Source organism: Bacillus cereus ATCC 14579 (genome assembly GCF_000007825.1).
GTDB lineage: Bacteria > Bacillota > Bacilli > Bacillales > Bacillaceae_G > Bacillus_A > Bacillus_A cereus.
On sequence record NC_004722.1, the window covers coordinates 2229799 to 2246191 of the forward strand.

Here is a 16393-nt window from a genome sequence, read left to right on the forward strand (position 1 = left end):
ATGGCTTGGGTTGTGAAAAAACAGTCAACACAAGAGGAGCTTGCGAATCGATTCCGAGCTTTAGTAGAAGCAAATGAAATTTTGCAAATTCCAGGTGCTCATGATGCAATGGCAGCTCTTGTTGCGAAAAATACAGGTTTTTCAGCTCTTTATTTATCAGGAGCTGCTTATACTGCAAGTAAAGGTTTACCAGATTTAGGTATCGTGACGTCTACTGAAGTGGCTGAGAGAGCAAGAGATTTAGTAAGAGCTACAGACTTACCTGTTCTTGTTGACATTGATACAGGATTTGGTGGTGTACTAAATGTGGCGAGAACAGCTGTAGAAATGGTGGAAGCGAAAGTAGCAGCTGTCCAAATTGAAGATCAGCAATTACCAAAAAAATGTGGACATTTAAATGGTAAGAAACTTGTTACTACAGAAGAATTGGTTCAAAAAATTAAAGCGATTAAAGAAGTTGCACCTAGCTTATACATTGTAGCACGTACTGATGCTCGTGGCGTTGAAGGATTAGATGAAGCAATTGAAAGAGCAAATGCATATGTAAAAGCAGGTGCAGACGCAATTTTCCCTGAAGCGCTTCAATCAGAGGAAGAATTCCGTCTATTTAATAGTAAGGTAAATGCACCTTTGCTTGCGAATATGACTGAATTCGGAAAAACTCCATATTATAGTGCAGAGGAATTTGCGAATATGGGTTTCCAAATGGTTATTTATCCTGTAACTTCACTTCGCGTTGCAGCGAAAGCGTATGAAAATGTGTTTGCTTTAATTAAAGAAACAGGTTCTCAAAAAGATGCACTTTCTAATATGCAAACGAGAAGTGAATTATACGAAACAATTTCATATCATGACTTTGAAGAGTTAGATACTGGTATTGCAAAAACAGTATTATCAGAAGATCAATAGATAAAGCAGCGAAGGCGATGAAAATACATCTTTGGCAAAATAAAATGCTTGATGTGAAAAATCATCGCCTTCTATTTTCAAAAAAGATATTCCACTCATCGTAGACGAGCATAAGCAAAAAGCTATGAAAGCCGAATGATAGGGGGATACATATGGAGAAAACGAAGTTACCATGGGATGAATTCTTTTCACTTAATAAAGATATAAATCATACTTACTTTACACCAGAAGATTTTTCAGGTGATGAAGATTTAATCGCAAAAACGACAGAACAATTCGTTAAACAAGAAATTGTTCCACAAATGGAGAATATTGAACAACATAACTATAAAGTTTCTCGTCAATTATTTGAGAAAGCTGGGGAACTTGGATTATTAGGCATTGAGGTACCAGAAGATTATGGCGGGTTCGAGTTAGGAAAGGCTGTCTCAGGTCTTGTAGCAGAGAAAATGGGTTACGCTGGTGCGTTTAGCGTTTCTTTTAATATACACGCTGGTGTCGGTACATTGCCTTACATATATTATGGAACGAAAGAGCAAAAAGAAAAATATTTACCGAAAATCGCATCGGGAGAATGGATTGGGGCTTATGCTTTAACAGAGCCAAATGCTGGTTCGGATGCATTAAGTGCAAAAACAAGCGCCGTATTGAATGAAGAGGGAACAGCTTGGAAGTTAAATGGTGAGAAGCAATGGATTACAAATGCTCATATGGCAGATGTATACGTTGTTTTTGCGAAGACAAATAAAGGAATGACAGCGTTTATTGTCGAAAGAACATGTGAAGGTGTATCTATTGGATTAGAAGAAAAGAAAATGGGGATTAAAGGTTCTTCAACAGCGACTCTTATTTTAGAAGATGTTGTCATCCCTGCTGAAAATGTTTTAGGGGAAGTTGGGAAAGGGCATCACGTAGCCCTTAATATTCTTAACTTTGCTAGACTTAAACTTGCTTTTGGAAATATTGGAACAGCAAAACAAGCAATTGGTTTGTCGGTTCAATATGGAAAAGAGCGAAAACAGTTCCAAACGGAATTAGTAGACTTTACGATGATTCAAGAGAAAATTGCAAATATGATCATTGCTACATATGGAGCCGAAAGTGCAGCTTATCGTACGGCAGGTGTAATCGATGAAGCAATTCATGAGAGCGATGAAGATCTTATGAAGAAAATGTCCCAATTTGCAATTGAATGTGCACTGAATAAAGTAAATGCTTCTGAAACACTTGCTTATATCGTAGATGAAGCTGTACAAATTCATGGTGGTTACGGTTATATGCAAGAGTATGAGGTAGAACGATTATATCGTGATGCTAGAATTAGTCGTATTTTTGAAGGAACGAACGAAATTAATAGATTAACAGTTGCCAAAATGTTAATGAAGCAAATCGAACAATTAGAAGATACTGAAGTAGAAAGTGATGTAGCAAATGTAGAAAGAAACCATCGTTACATTTTATTAGCGAAAAAATTGTTGAAACAATCTTTGAAAACGCTCTCTAAAACTCCAGGCCTAAAAATTGACCAAGAACAAGAATATTCACGTGTAATTTCAAATATGTTGACGGACGTGTACGTCATGGAATCAGCGTTTTTACGTACGAGAAAAGCGGTAAGTAAAAATGGTGAGGAAAAAGAACGTACGAAGCAATTAATAACGGATGTTATTTGTGAAGAAGGATACCGTAAAGTAGAAGAAGCGGCGATTTCTGTACTTTCAGCGGCTGTCACAGAAGAACAAGATAGACATGTGATTTTAGCTGAAATCCGTCAATTATTAGTGCCTTTATACACGAACGTATTTACGAAGAAGAGAGAAATTGCGAAAGCTATTATAAATCGCGGGAAATATATTGTGTAAATAGGAGGAAAGCGATATGAAAAAGATTGGTTTTATCGGTTTAGGTAACATGGGCCTTCCAATGTCAAAAAATCTAGTTAAATCAGGTTACACAGTATATGGCGTGGACTTAAATAAAGAGGCGGAAGCGTCCTTTGAAAAAGAAGGCGGAATTATCGGTCTATCAATCTCAAAACTAGCAGAAACATGTGATGTAGTTTTTACAAGTTTACCTTCACCTCGCGCTGTTGAAGCGGTATATTTTGGAGCAGAAGGATTATTTGAAAATGGTCACTCGAATGTAGTTTTCATTGATACAAGTACGGTATCGCCGCAGTTAAACAAACAGTTAGAGGAAGCTGCAAAGGAAAAGAAAGTAGACTTTTTAGCAGCACCTGTGAGCGGTGGTGTAATAGGAGCCGAAAACCGTACATTAACGTTTATGGTTGGTGGATCAAAAGACGTATATGAGAAAACGGAATCTATCATGGGCGTACTAGGCGCGAATATTTTCCACGTTAGTGAGCAGATTGATAGTGGTACAACTGTTAAGTTAATTAATAACTTATTAATTGGTTTTTATACAGCTGGTGTGAGTGAAGCTTTAACATTAGCGAAAAAGAATAATATGGATTTAGATAAAATGTTTGATATTTTAAATGTAAGTTACGGTCAAAGTAGAATTTATGAACGTAATTATAAAAGTTTTATAGCACCTGAAAACTACGAGCCAGGATTTACTGTGAACTTATTGAAGAAAGATTTAGGATTTGCAGTTGACTTAGCTAAGGAAAGCGAACTCCATTTACCGGTAAGCGAAATGTTATTAAACGTATATGACGAAGCGAGTCAAGCTGGATATGGTGAAAACGATATGGCTGCTTTATATAAGAAAGTTAGCGAGCAATTAATTTCTAATCAAAAATAAATTATACAAAGGAGAGAATACAATGATTACAACTGAAATTAAACGAGTAAAAAATCACATTAACGGTGAGTGGGTTGAATCGACAGGTACGGAAGTAGAAGCAGTTCCAAATCCAGCGACTGGAAAAATTATCGCTTACGTTCCACTATCTCCAAAAGAAGATGTTGAAAAAGCTGTTGAAGCGGCAAAAGCAGCATTCGAAACATGGTCTAAAGTACCAGTTCCAAATCGTTCAAGAAATTTATATAAATATTTACAGCTATTACAAGAAAACAAAGATGAGCTTGCAAAAATCATTACGCTAGAAAATGGTAAGACGCTAACGGATGCAACAGGTGAAGTACAGCGTGGTATTGAAGCGGTAGAACTTGCAACATCTACGCCAAATTTAATGATGGGTCAAGCACTTCCGAATATCGCTAGCGGAATTGATGGATCGATTTGGCGCTACCCAATCGGAGTTGTTGCTGGTATTACACCGTTTAACTTCCCGATGATGATTCCGTTATGGATGTTCCCACTTGCAATTGCTTGCGGTAATACATTCGTATTAAAAACATCTGAAAGAACGCCACTTTTAGCGGAGCGACTTGTAGAATTATTCTATGAAGCAGGTTTCCCAAAAGGCGTATTAAATTTAGTGCAAGGCGGAAAAGATGTTGTAAATAGCATTTTAGAAAATAAAGATATTCAGGCTGTTTCGTTCGTTGGCTCTGAGCCGGTAGCTCGTTACGTATATGAAACAGGTACGAAACACGGAAAACGTGTACAAGCATTAGCAGGTGCGAAAAACCATGCGATTGTAATGCCAGATTGCAATCTTGAGAAAACAGTACAAGGTGTAATTGGATCTGCATTTGCAAGTAGTGGAGAGCGCTGCATGGCATGCTCAGTAGTAGCAGTAGTGGATGAAATTGCTGATGAATTTATTGATGTATTAGTAGCAGAAACGAAAAAATTAAAAGTAGGCGATGGCTTTAACGAAGATAACTATGTTGGACCATTAATCCGTGAATCTCATAAAGAGCGCGTTTTAGGCTATATTAATAGCGGTGTAGCAGATGGGGCAACTTTATTAGTAGATGGCCGTAAAATTAATGAAGAAGTTGGAGAAGGTTACTTTGTAGGTGCGACAATCTTTGATGGCGTGAATCAAGAAATGAAAATTTGGCAAGATGAAATTTTTGCTCCAGTATTAAGTATTGTACGTGTTAAAGATTTAGAAGAAGGTATTAAACTAACAAATCAATCTAAATTTGCAAATGGTGCGGTTATTTATACGTCAAATGGTAAACATGCACAAACATTCCGTGATAATATCGATGCTGGTATGATTGGTGTAAACGTAAACGTTCCAGCACCAATGGCATTCTTCGCATTTGCAGGAAATAAAGCTTCATTCTTTGGTGATTTAAGTACAAATGGTACAGATGGCGTTCAATTCTATACACGTAAAAAAGTTGTAACTGAGCGATGGTTTTAATATAGAGTAAACAACCAAATCAGTTATTAGATGAAAACCACCACTATTAATAGTGGTGGTTTTCGTCTTGTTAATTATTTTTTTCAAAAGCTAGTTTAATACCAAATCCAATTAGGACGACTCCTGTTAGCCCTTGAATATAACGTTGCGTCTTCGGTTTTTTCATAAAAGCACTAATTTTATCAATTAAAAATATATAAAATGCAAACCAAATGACTGTTAAAACGAGGTAAGTAAGGCCCATTACAAGAAGTTGAATAAATGTATTATGATTTGGATTTAAAAATTGTGGTAAAAAAGTTAAAAAGAAGACTGCTACTTTAGGGTTTAATAAATTTGTAAGAAATCCTTGGCGAAAGCAAGAAGTATGTTCGTTTTCATTATTCAAAGATAGATCATTTGTATCTAAGTTTTCTTTGTTTCTTACTGCTAAAAGGGCTTTAATACCGATATATATTAAATAGAGAGCCCCAACGTACTTGAAAATAGAAAATAAAAGAGCTGACTTTACAATAAGTGCAGAAAGACCAATTACAGCAGCTAAAGTATGAATTAATAGTGCAATACATGTACCAAACACTGTTTTCACTCCACCGACTTTACCAGCAACCAATGTATTTTTCGTAGCCATTGCTGTATCTGGACCAGGTAAAATGATAAGGCAAATAGACATAATGATGAAAAGAAGATAATTTTCTATCATAGCCACCCCTCCTTTTTATTTTTAGAATATTTGATTAAAATCAGTGTAGCACAAAAATGGATTTAATAAAATTAAATTTTATTAAAAATAATTAAATAAAAAAGGCTATATAGTAGCTGTAATTACACTACTATATAGCCTCGATTTTATACCGCTATTTGCGGGTAGTAAGATTTTCACCACACAAGATTTAGCTGAAGCAAAGAAGTTAGGTGGGGGATGAACAAAATATCCCCTCATGACAATTTCATTTTATGCATTAAGTAAGTTAAAGAAACGATTCACATCTTCTTCTGAAACGTCACTTAACTGTTTATATTTATAATTCGGATTTTGATCTTTATCAACGACAACGGAGCGTACTCCTTCGAAGAAATCTTCATGTCTCATGAAGTTTTTAGCAAGTATAAGGTCCGTAGCGAAACATTCTTCAACGGATTTATCTTGTCCATCAATAAACTGTTTTAATGTTACTTTTAGTGAAATAGGGGATTTTGATAACAGTATTTCTTTCGTTTTTAGAGCAAAGGAACTTTCATCTTTCTCCAATGAATGGATGATTTCTTCAATTGTATCGAAAGCAAAATGTGAATTGATTACTTCTAATGAAGGAGCGAGCTCGCTTTCTAAGTTTGGAGCAGTTGCAAATGTACGAATAACTTCTTTTAAATTAGTATGTACATCATCTTCTTTATGCCAATTTACACTTTCAAGTTCAGTAAGAAACTCTGGTAATGAATCAGATGTCATAAAGTAATCTGCAGCATTAATAAATAATACGTCAGAAGCTTTTAAAATAGATGCTGTTAAAGCAACGAATCGTCCTGTATATCCAGGCGCTTTATTTAAGAAATATGCAGCTCCGACGTCTGGGAAGAAGCCGATATTCATCTCTGGCATTGCCCATTTCGTACGCTCAGTTACAATGCGATACTTCGCACCATTTGTAAGACCGACACCACCGCCCATTACAATTCCATCTAAACAAGCAATAATCGGTTTTGTATATTGATAAATATATGTATCAATTTCATACTCTTCTTCAAAAAAACGTTCTGCATGTTGCAATGCCACTTCATTGGAACGCGCTTCATAAAGAGTTTTAATGTCGCCACCTGCACAAAAACCTTTTGTGCCAGCTCCTTTTAACACGATAAGTGCAATACGCTCATCGTGTTCCCACTCTTTAAGTTTTTGTCCGATAGGTTGTAACATGTCATAAGATAAAGAATTAAGTGCTTTTGGACGGTTTAAAGTAATTGTCGCAACGCCATTTTCACTAACAGAAAATAAAACTTGTTCAGTCATAATGCATCCTCCCTTACATATCTTCTTATTCTTAATTCTTGATATGTACTGAAATGTCCTTTATAAATTTTGTCAAAAGTTGACGGTAAATATTAATTTGGTCATTGCATATTTTGACGAGTTATCTTTGCAGGATTTCAGAGACCGAGGGGGAATATTACAACATTACTGTAAGTGTAATTATTTGAAGTTATAATGATAAAAGCGCTATTATATAGGTGTGAAATGTTCATTATCAATTCTAAAAGTGTGTTTGAAGAAAAAATAAATCGTACAATTGTAATAAAAAATTTTACATTGAATTAGAAATAGAGAAAGGAGAAATCGGAATGCCAGGACCTTTACTATTGTCGGTTATTATTTTGTCTTTTTTAATGATAGGAATAACGCAGTATTTTCATCATACAGATACGACAGAAGAAGTGAAGGATAAAGTACGTCTCGTATTTCCGATTTTTATAATATCTATTTCATTCTGTATTTTATTAAATAAAGATGGCTACATTGTCGCAGTGTTCTCATTTTTCGTCGCAATCGTCTTAATTACCGTTTTATATTATGTAATGAAAGACTTTATACAAAAATAAAGATGTCACAATAGGCATTTTTATTTTGGGGGAAATGTAAAATTTCACATACCGTATTTTATATAAAATACATAAAGCATATAACAATAGAAAAGTGTGTACTTTGCTGTGTATGTACTTGTCAATCTTGCATAGCCACTATACTATTAAAATGTAGAGATTATAAAAAGGGGTTGTATCTATCATGAAATTTGAGATGCACACAAAAATTATTTCAAATGAAAAAGAAGTAAGATTACATATTGAAGAAAATATATTTCAATTAATATTGGATGGTTACCACTTATTTACAATTAAAGAAATATTGCCTTTATATAAATCAAATGAAGAAAGAATTGGAAGTGCAACGATATTGAAACTAGAGTGGGAGAACGGAAAAACTACAATAAACTATCAACTCGTTTCACTAAAATCAGTAAATTAAAAGGAGTAGAAAAATATGAAGTTATTTCATACAGCGGATTGGCATTTAGGAAAGCTTGTTCATGGCGTGTATATGACTGAAGACCAAAAGATTGTATTAGATCAGTTTGTACAGGCTGTTGAAGAAGAAAAACCAGATGCTGTAATTATTGCAGGGGATTTATATGACCGAGCAATTCCACCTACAGAAGCAGTAGACTTATTAAATGATGTGCTGCAAAAAATAGTTATTGATTTACAAACACCAGTTATTGCAGTAGCTGGTAATCATGATAGTCCGGATCGTATCCATTTTGGAAGTAGTTTAATGAAAAAACAAGGATTACATATTGTAGGTCAATTTCAATTCCCGTACGAACCTGTTGTACTAAATGATGAATATGGAGAGGTTCACTTCCATCTAATACCGTATGCAGACCCAAGCATAGTGAGGCACGTGTTGAAAAATGAAGACGTACGTTCTCATGATGATGCGATGCGCATTTTTATGAATGAGCTCTCTGAAACGATGGATAAAGAAGCTAGACATGTATTTGTTGGACATGCATTTGTAACTTCTTCAGGAGAAGCGGAGGAGAATACAAGTGATGCAGAACGACCACTTTCAATTGGTGGTGCTGAATATGTAAATAGTCATTATTTTGATAAGTTTCATTACACAGCGCTTGGACATTTACATCAAGCGCATTTCGTACGTAATGAGACGATTCGATATTCAGGTTCACCACTTGCCTATTCAATTTCTGAAGAGAAACATAAAAAAGGTTATTACATTGTAGAACTGAATGAAACTGGTGAAGTAGCAATTGAAAAAAGGTTACTTTCACCACGTCGTAAAATGCGAACAGTAGAAGCGAAAATAGATGAATTATTACAGCACCCAGTAAGTGAAGATTACGTATTTGTAAAATTATTAGACGAAAACCCTGTCTTACAGCCAATGGAGAAAATACGATCTGTATATCCAAATGCAATGCACGTTGAAAGAGCGATGCAAAGGCGAGAACTCACAGATACAAATGAAGTAACGGTTTCAAGACATAAAACGGATGATTTATCTCTTTTAAAGGCTTTCTATAAAGAAATGAAAGGGTTAGATTTATCAGAAGAGAAAGAACGCCTATTTATAGATGTATTACAAACAGTGCAAGAACGGGAAGGTGAACGAGGATGAGACCGATTCAGCTTATTATGACAGCATTCGGGCCATATAAACAGAAAGAAGTAATCGATTTTGAAGATCTTGGAGAACATCGTATTTTCGCTATTTCTGGGAATACGGGAGCTGGAAAAACAACGATTTTTGATGCGATTTGTTATGTGTTATATGGTGAGGCTAGTGGAGAAGAACGTAGTGATACGAGCATGCTTCGAAGTCAATTTGCTGATGATAATGTTTATACAAGTGTTGAATTAACCTTTCAGTTAAAAGGGAAACGCTATGAAATAAAACGGCAACTTGGACATAAAAAACAAGGGAATAAGACCATTACAGGACATGCAGTAGAATTATATGAAGTTATTGATGGAGAAAACGTTCCAGCCGTCGATCGTTTTCATGTAACAGACGTAAACAAAAAAGTGGAAGATTTAATTGGGTTAAGTAAACATCAATTTAGCCAAATTGTTATGTTACCCCAAGGGGAATTCCGAAAACTATTAACATCTGAGACGGAAAACAAAGAAGAGATTTTACGTCGTATTTTTAAAACGGATCGTTATAAATTAATGCGTGAGTTACTTGATCAAAAGAGAAAACAATGGAAAGATGTCTTGCAAGAAAAACAAAAAGAGAGAGAGCTCTATTTCCGTAATGTTTTTAAATTACCAATCCGTGATGGAGCATTATTAGAGACATTAGTGGCACAAGAACATGTAAATACGCATCAAGTAGTAGAAGCGTTAGAACAAGAAACAACCGTGTATAAGGCAGAGGTTGAGCAATTACAAGTAGAACAAGATGTTCAAACGAAGCAATTAAAGGATGCAGAAACACGTTTTCATGCAGCAAAATCTGTAAATGAGAAATTTATAGATTTACAACAAAAGAATGAGAAATATAACACTTTACAAGAGAACCGTGCAGCAATTGAAAGGAAAGAAAAATCCTTTAAACGTGCGGAACAAGCAAAGCGCTTATTACCATTTGAACAATGGTATGAAGAAGCGATGGAAAATGAGCAGAAAGCTGAAAGTTTGTTAAAACAGATAAGCGTCAAACAAGAACAGATAATGAATAGCTTTGAACTTGCTCAGGAGAAGTATGAAGTAGTAAAGAATAAAGAAGCTGAGCGAGAAGAGGCTAAAAAACTTGTTCAAAGATTAGAAGAGTTACAAGCGATTATTGAATCATTAGCTGAGAGAAAGCTGAATTTACAAAATACCGAAATCCAAATAGGGAAATTAAAAGAAAGTATGCAAAAGTTAGATCAACAACTAGAAGAGCATACAAACAAAAAACAGAGAATGTCTGATGAATTGCAGCAATTAGAACAAGCACTTGAGCAATATGTAGCTAAAGTAGAAGAACTAACGAATATGCGAGAAGATGCAAAAGTTTTAAAGCAAGCATATGATGTTTGGCAAGAAAAACAAAAATTCGAGCAAGAAAAAGAAGCGGCAAATAATAAAATGCAAGTGGCAGTTCGTGCATATGAAAACATGGAGCGCCGCTGGTTAAGTGAACAAGCTGGTATATTAGCTCTTCATTTACATGACGGTGAATCTTGTCCGGTATGTGGTAGTACGAATCATCCGCAAAAAGCTACAGAACAAAGTAATGCGATCGATGAAAAAGAGTTAAACGATTTAAGAGATAAGAAGAACATTGCTGAAAAATTACATGTGCAAGTAGAGGAGAAATGGAATTTCTATCGACTACAATATGAACAAGTGATAGAAGAAGTTGTGAAGCGCGGCTACAACTCGGAAAAATTAGCTGAAACATATAGTGCACTTGTTCAAAAAGGAAAACAATTAGCTGCAGACGTTAATACGTTAAAAGCAAGTGAAGAAACACGTAAGCAGATTGCTGCGAACATGAAAAGCGTAGAAGAAAAAATAGAAGAACTTCAGAAACAAAAACGAGAAGTGGAAACAATGCAGCACCGTACAGAAATGGAGTGTATGCAACTTCGTACGTCATATGAACATGATAAACGAAATATTCCAGAAAACTTACAAACAGTACAAGCTTGGAAAGCACAGTTTGACCAAGCTATGCAGGAACTTAGGTTAATGGAGGACGAATGGAAGAAAGTGCAGGAAGCGTATCAGCATTGGCAAAATGAAAATATACGTATTCAAGCAGAACAAAAAGGTGCTTCTAATCAATTTGAAAGTGCAAAATTAAAGAAAGAAGAGACTTTCGCACGCTTTATGAAAGAGCTAGAACAAAGCGGGTTTACAGACGAATTCACGTATAAAGAAGCCAAATTAAGCGATCACGAGATGGAAATGTTACAAAAAGAAATTCAAGGTTATTATTCATCGCTTGAAGTGCTTGCAAAACAAATTGAAGAGTTACAAGCTGAATTAAAAGATAAAGAGTATATGGATATTACAGCGTTAGGTGAACACATAACAGAATTACAAATTAATCTCGATATCATTAAAGAAAAACGTCAACGTGCGCAAAATGCGGTAACATATATTTCTGATTTACATGAAAACATTAGACGTATTGATGAGCAAATTCATGAGGAAGAAAAAGCTTTCCAAGAACTTGTTGACTTATATGAAGTAATGAAAGGTGATAACGAGAGCCGTATATCATTTGAACGTTACATCTTAATTGAGTATTTAGAACAAATTGTTCAAATTGCAAACGAACGATTACGTAAATTATCAAACGGACAATTTTATTTAAAACGAAGTGAACGAGTTGAAAAGAGAAATCGTCAAAGTGGATTAGGCTTAGATGTGTACGATGCATATACTGGCCAAACACGCGATGTAAAAACACTATCCGGCGGAGAGAAATTTAATGCATCACTTTGCCTAGCGCTAGGAATGGCAGATGTCATTCAAGCATATGAAGGTGGTATTTCCATCGAAACGATGTTCATCGATGAAGGGTTCGGTTCATTAGATGAAGAATCATTAACGAAAGCAGTAGACGCCTTAATTGACTTACAAAAATCAGGCCGATTTATCGGTGTCATTTCACACGTACAAGAGCTGAAAAACGCAATGCCAGCTGTATTAGAAGTAACGAAGCAGAAGGATGGATGTAGTCAGACTAGGTTTGTGGTGAAGTAAGCTTAAAAAATGGAGTAGGGAATCTATCGATATTTTTAGTGTCATATGTATGAATCATAAAACGTCGTCTCTTATATTGGAGGCGACGTTTTATTTTATAAAATATCTATGAATTATCTGTAGAAGGCGGCGTATTCTCCAAACGATTATAAGCTTTAAAAGCTGAAATTGCCGATATAACCCCGCCTACTAAAAATAAAGTCGATCCTCCAACTAAGATGATACGACTGACATATGTTTCCCGTGCTTCTTCGACTTCTTCTTGTAACGCTGTAGGCATATGAATCCCCCCTTTATAAAAGTTGTTTTATCTCGCTATTTGCCGTGCAGTAAGACCCACATCTAAAAATTCAGGGGAAGCAAAGAATTTAGGTGGGGCCCTGCTGCCCGTAAAAGCCCGATTGGTGAGGGCTGATAATCAGTGGGGGATGAACAAAAGCCCCACTGATTAAAGTTTCACTTTATAAATAGTATATACAAACGCCTAAAATGTGTTAAAATAACTGATGATTTTACGCAGTGAGTAATTAGATGAGTAGGATGCGAGTGGCTAAGTAAATCTTCATCACAAATTTATGTGAACTTCACATAGAGCACATATTAACATTGTATTATGTATATGTACCAAATAAATAAATAAAGTGAATGTAAGTTCTGTTTTCAAAAATTTAAAATCCTTTTATTTCTATATGAAAGTTTTAATCAAGGGTTTTAAAAAATTTGGAAATAGATCTTATGAATATGGAATTCATATAAAAGGGGAATGTCTTATGACAACATATACGAGTGAAATGAGAAAAACTTTAGTTTCAGAAGAAGATGTAGATATTTTAAAAATTATGGCGCATCCAATCAGACTGCAAATTGTAAATGAATTAAGTACGAGAAAAACTTGTAATGTAACACAATTAACAGAGTTACTGAATATTCCGCAATCTACTGTTTCACAACATTTATCAAAAATGAAGGGTAAAGTGTTACGAGCAGAGAGAAGAGGTTTAGAAATTTATTATCATATTAACAATTTAAAAGCGAGTAAGATTGTTAATGTTTTAGGGTATATAAACTAGTGAAATATTTTTATATAAAATAGCCCCTGCTGTTGAGCAGGGGCTATTTTGTATTGTTTTATGTATTTGTATTTAAAACTTTATAGTTTTTATGATTTACAATTGTTCGATCAAATTCAAAAGTACCACCGCTTACATTTGTAATTTCAACTAAGACCGATTCAGTATAAAGTTTTAATACAGATCCTGTAATCTTTAAATTATTTCGTTGAAAAAGTATAGTATCCCCTACGTTTGCTTTCATAGTACCTCCTCATTAAAGACAGAAATATTTTTTTATTATATATATTAAACCACGGATAGATATATTAGTGAATATTTAGTTTTATTTATTGGGAAAAAATTTGTTCTCTAATAGAAAAGTATAAAGTACTCTTATGTTAAAAGTTATATTTTATTTAAGTTTATCCCGCTATTTGCTGGGCAGTAAGACCCCTACCTCAAAATTCAGTGGAAGCAAAGAAGTTAGGTGGGGGCCCTGCTGCCCATAAAAGCCCGATTGGTGAGGGTTGATTAAAGTTTCACTTTATTATAAGCAAAGTAAATTGTTTTCAGCATTAGCGAAACAATATTTCTATGTAAATACTGCAGAGAAACAAATTATTCAAAAAACAGACACTATGTAGCACAAAACGTAAAGTAGATAAGTAAAGTTTTTTTCAGGAGTATAAGAAAAATATACGTTTATTAATAAGATCTCTAATTGGTAAAATTCCAATTAAAAACATAGAAAAACTTTAATATAAAAAGGTAATCAATTACAAATGGAGAAGTAATATATACGAAAGGAGAGATTTATATGAATAAAGGGAAAAAACAAGTTAGTCAACTTAGTTTTCTGGTGAATTTTATGAACGACAAGGGGAGTCTTGTGAAAATTTAATAGTATTATAGTATCCCCTTGTGAAAAAATGGTTGGGGGAATATATAAATGATAACAGAAATGAATATTAAAGTAGTTTGTGAAGAATCGTTTTCAAAAAGAGAAATAAAAATTTTAGAGACGTTTCTTTCAACTTTATCGGGGCATTCTAATGCTCTCGTTACAAAAGAAGGGATGTTTTTAAACCCATTAAGTAAAGAGAAGAGTGTGATTTATTATCATAACTTTGTATTTGTAAAATCACTTACAGAACAAATGTGTGCAGAATTAAAAGAAGTTTTAACAAGACGTATTAAAAATGCTTTCATTATGATGGAATTTGTAGAGCCAATTGTTACATTTGAAGAAACAATTATAAACGTATAAAAAAAGTCAGGCTTATGAATTGACCTAATAAAACCGTCTCTTTAATAAATAGTAAAGAGACGGTTTTATTGTTTCACTTTTTAAAAAAGGGTTCAAAAACAAATGTAAATCGAGCTTATACAAAAACTACTTATTAAATAACTGTTACGTATTTAATAAGTAGTTTTTGTATTTCATCCTTCGTTTTTTGTAACTGATTCTACGTTTTTGACGCTCTGTCTTGTAAGTGCTTACATGAACGAAAACATCTTATACAATGAAGGTGTCAAATCAAAAGAGGTGACCAAAATGAACATAAAAAAAGTAAATTTAGCGAATAGCATTGAAATAGAAAGAGGAGGCGGAAAGGTATGAAAAAATCAACTGTTAATCCATGGTTTGTTGTCCTTGGCACAGTTATAGTACAAATGGGGCTTGGGACGATATATACATGGAGTTTATTCAATCAGCCTTTAGTTAGTAAATACGGTTGGAGTCTTAACGCTGTTGCGATAACTTTCTCAATTACTAGTCTTTCTTTAGCATTTTCAACTTTATTTGCGAGTAAATTGCAAGAAAAATGGGGACTTCGTAAACTTATTATGATAGCTGGATTAGCATTAGGACTAGGGTTAATACTTAGTTCACAAGCTTCTTCATTAATATTGCTTTATGTACTAGCAGGAGTTGTTGTAGGTTATGCAGATGGTACAGCATATATCACTTCACTATCAAATTTAATAAAGTGGTTTCCAGAGCGTAAAGGTTTAATTGCTGGTATTTCTGTCTCTGCATATGGTTCAGGTAGCTTAATCTTTAAATACGTTAACGCACAGTTGATTGAATCAGTTGGTGTATCGCAAGCATTTATATACTGGGGTTTAATTGTTACAGCTATGATTGTAATTGGTGCTTGTTTAATCCATCAAGCTGCAGATCAAGGAGCAGTTCATGAAACAAAAACTAAGGAATACACAACGAAAGAAATGTTAGGCACAAAACAAGTATACTTATTATTTATCATGTTATTTACATCATGTATGAGTGGCTTATACTTAATTGGTATGGTAAAAGACATTGGTGTTCAACTTGTAGGACTTAGCGCAGCAACAGCAGCTAATGCGGTGGCTATGGTTGCAATCTTCAATACATTAGGTCGTATCATTTTAGGACCGTTATCGGATAAAATTGGGCGTTTAAAAATCGTTACTGGTACTTTTGTTGTTATGGCGAGTTCAGTCTTAGTTCTAAGTTTTGTAGATTTAAATTATGGTATTTACTTCGTATGTGTAGCAAGTGTAGCGTTTTGCTTTGGTGGAAATATCACTATTTTCCCAGCTATTGTTGGTGATTTCTTCGGTATGAAAAACCATAGTAAGAACTACGGAATTGTGTATCAAGGATTTGGATTTGGGGCGCTTGCAGGTTCCTTTATCGGTGCACTTCTAGGTGGATTCAAACCAACGTTCATGGTGATCGGTGTATTATGTGTCGTGTCATTCATTATCGCAATTTTAATTCAAGCACCTAAACAGAAAAAAGAACAAGAAGAAGAGTATCGCAGCGTAGCATAAGTATACAAATCTTCTATAACACTATGATTACGAAAAAGCATCCTATTCTATTAATTAGGATGCTTTTTTATGAGTTATT

15 protein-coding genes are annotated in these 16393 nt (G+C 34.5%); 11 read left to right on the forward strand and 4 right to left on the reverse strand.

Annotated elements, in window-relative coordinates; translation table 11 throughout:
• The 4 genes from prpB (at position 1) to BC_RS11490 (ending at position 5161) form a co-directional block, all read left to right on the forward strand.
• Positions 1-909: a methylisocitrate lyase gene (prpB, locus tag BC_RS11475; RefSeq protein ID WP_000312639.1), complete on the forward strand. Its 909-nt coding sequence runs from the start codon at positions 1-3 to the stop codon at positions 907-909.
• Positions 910-1061: 152 nt separating this feature from the next.
• The gene (locus BC_RS11480) at positions 1062-2771 is read left to right on the forward strand and encodes an acyl-CoA dehydrogenase family protein (protein WP_000415995.1); all 1710 of its coding nucleotides are present in this window, start codon (positions 1062-1064) and stop codon (positions 2769-2771) included.
• Positions 2772-2787: 16 nt separating this feature from the next.
• Positions 2788-3678, forward strand: a complete 891-nt coding sequence (locus BC_RS11485) for an NAD(P)-dependent oxidoreductase (RefSeq protein ID WP_000719409.1) — start codon at positions 2788-2790, stop codon at positions 3676-3678.
• Positions 3679-3700: 22 nt separating this feature from the next.
• Positions 3701-5161 carry a CoA-acylating methylmalonate-semialdehyde dehydrogenase gene (locus tag BC_RS11490; RefSeq protein ID WP_000633345.1) on the forward strand — a complete coding sequence of 487 codons (1461 nt, stop codon included), beginning with the start codon at positions 3701-3703 and terminating at the stop codon, positions 5159-5161.
• 70 nt (positions 5162-5231) lie between these two features.
• Here the strand turns inward: BC_RS11490 and BC_RS11495 are convergent, their stop codons facing one another.
• Positions 5232-5864 carry a LysE family translocator gene (locus BC_RS11495; protein WP_000572360.1) on the reverse strand — a complete coding sequence of 211 codons (633 nt, stop codon included), beginning with the start codon at positions 5862-5864 and terminating at the stop codon, positions 5232-5234.
• A gap of 252 nt (positions 5865-6116) precedes the next feature.
• A complete protein-coding gene (locus BC_RS11500) occupies positions 6117-7172 on the reverse strand; it encodes an enoyl-CoA hydratase/isomerase family protein (protein WP_000139775.1) in 1056 nt (351 codons plus the stop codon).
• 329 nt (positions 7173-7501) lie between these two features.
• Here BC_RS11500 and BC_RS11505 point away from each other — a divergent pair, with 329 nt between their 5' ends.
• The 4 genes from BC_RS11505 (at position 7502) to BC_RS11520 (ending at position 12442) form a co-directional block, all read left to right on the forward strand.
• The gene (locus BC_RS11505; RefSeq protein ID WP_001119404.1) at positions 7502-7759 is read left to right on the forward strand and encodes a hypothetical protein; all 258 of its coding nucleotides are present in this window, start codon (positions 7502-7504) and stop codon (positions 7757-7759) included.
• A gap of 184 nt (positions 7760-7943) precedes the next feature.
• Positions 7944-8183, forward strand: a complete 240-nt coding sequence (locus BC_RS11510) for a DUF2584 family protein (protein WP_000667342.1) — start codon at positions 7944-7946, stop codon at positions 8181-8183.
• A 15-nt stretch (positions 8184-8198) separates the two neighbouring features.
• Entirely contained in the window at positions 8199-9356 is a 1158-nt protein-coding gene (locus tag BC_RS11515; protein ID WP_000765153.1) for an exonuclease SbcCD subunit D, read from the forward strand.
• Positions 9353-12442 (forward strand): AAA family ATPase, encoded by a 3090-nt coding sequence (locus BC_RS11520; RefSeq protein WP_001247465.1) that lies wholly within the window; start codon positions 9353-9355, stop codon positions 12440-12442. The genes BC_RS11515 and BC_RS11520 overlap by 4 nt, the downstream gene beginning before the upstream one ends.
• 106 nt (positions 12443-12548) lie before the next feature.
• Here BC_RS11520 and BC_RS27645 read toward each other — a convergent pair whose 3' ends face one another.
• A complete protein-coding gene (locus tag BC_RS27645; protein WP_001141668.1) occupies positions 12549-12722 on the reverse strand; it encodes a hypothetical protein in 174 nt (57 codons plus the stop codon).
• A gap of 490 nt (positions 12723-13212) precedes the next feature.
• Here BC_RS27645 and BC_RS11525 point away from each other — a divergent pair, with 490 nt between their 5' ends.
• Entirely contained in the window at positions 13213-13512 is a 300-nt protein-coding gene (locus tag BC_RS11525) for an ArsR/SmtB family transcription factor (protein ID WP_000214801.1), read from the forward strand.
• Positions 13513-13570: 58 nt separating this feature from the next.
• Here the strand turns inward: BC_RS11525 and BC_RS11530 are convergent, their stop codons facing one another.
• Positions 13571-13756 carry a YkvS family protein gene (locus BC_RS11530; protein WP_000646793.1) on the reverse strand — a complete coding sequence of 62 codons (186 nt, stop codon included), beginning with the start codon at positions 13754-13756 and terminating at the stop codon, positions 13571-13573.
• A 687-nt stretch (positions 13757-14443) separates the two neighbouring features.
• Between BC_RS11530 and BC_RS11535 the strand changes: the two genes are divergently transcribed.
• Positions 14444-14761 (forward strand): hypothetical protein, encoded by a 318-nt coding sequence (locus BC_RS11535; RefSeq protein WP_000627304.1) that lies wholly within the window; start codon positions 14444-14446, stop codon positions 14759-14761.
• Positions 14762-15111: 350 nt separating this feature from the next.
• Entirely contained in the window at positions 15112-16314 is a 1203-nt protein-coding gene (locus tag BC_RS11540) for an L-lactate MFS transporter (protein WP_000750111.1), read from the forward strand.
• The last annotated feature ends 79 nt before the right edge of the window (positions 16315-16393 follow it).

Coding starts and splice junctions, on each gene's coding strand:
- BC_RS11480 (WP_000415995.1), top strand. CDS start 1,062: ATGGAGAAAACGAAGTTACCATGGGATGAATTCTTTTCACTTAATAAA.
- BC_RS11535 (WP_000627304.1), top strand. CDS start 14,444: ATGATAACAGAAATGAATATTAAAGTAGTTTGTGAAGAATCGTTTTCA.
- BC_RS11495 (WP_000572360.1), bottom strand. CDS start 5,864: ATGATAGAAAATTATCTTCTTTTCATCATTATGTCTATTTGCCTTATC.
- BC_RS11530 (WP_000646793.1), bottom strand. CDS start 13,756: ATGAAAGCAAACGTAGGGGATACTATACTTTTTCAACGAAATAATTTA.
- BC_RS11540 (WP_000750111.1), top strand. CDS start 15,112: ATGAAAAAATCAACTGTTAATCCATGGTTTGTTGTCCTTGGCACAGTT.
- BC_RS11510 (WP_000667342.1), top strand. CDS start 7,944: ATGAAATTTGAGATGCACACAAAAATTATTTCAAATGAAAAAGAAGTA.
- BC_RS11485 (WP_000719409.1), top strand. CDS start 2,788: ATGAAAAAGATTGGTTTTATCGGTTTAGGTAACATGGGCCTTCCAATG.
- BC_RS11525 (WP_000214801.1), top strand. CDS start 13,213: ATGACAACATATACGAGTGAAATGAGAAAAACTTTAGTTTCAGAAGAA.
- BC_RS27645 (WP_001141668.1), bottom strand. CDS start 12,722: ATGCCTACAGCGTTACAAGAAGAAGTCGAAGAAGCACGGGAAACATAT.
- BC_RS11505 (WP_001119404.1), top strand. CDS start 7,502: ATGCCAGGACCTTTACTATTGTCGGTTATTATTTTGTCTTTTTTAATG.
- BC_RS11520 (WP_001247465.1), top strand. CDS start 9,353: ATGAGACCGATTCAGCTTATTATGACAGCATTCGGGCCATATAAACAG.
- BC_RS11500 (WP_000139775.1), bottom strand. CDS start 7,172: ATGACTGAACAAGTTTTATTTTCTGTTAGTGAAAATGGCGTTGCGACA.
- prpB (WP_000312639.1), top strand. CDS start 1: ATGGCTTGGGTTGTGAAAAAACAGTCAACACAAGAGGAGCTTGCGAAT.
- BC_RS11515 (WP_000765153.1), top strand. CDS start 8,199: ATGAAGTTATTTCATACAGCGGATTGGCATTTAGGAAAGCTTGTTCAT.
- BC_RS11490 (WP_000633345.1), top strand. CDS start 3,701: ATGATTACAACTGAAATTAAACGAGTAAAAAATCACATTAACGGTGAG.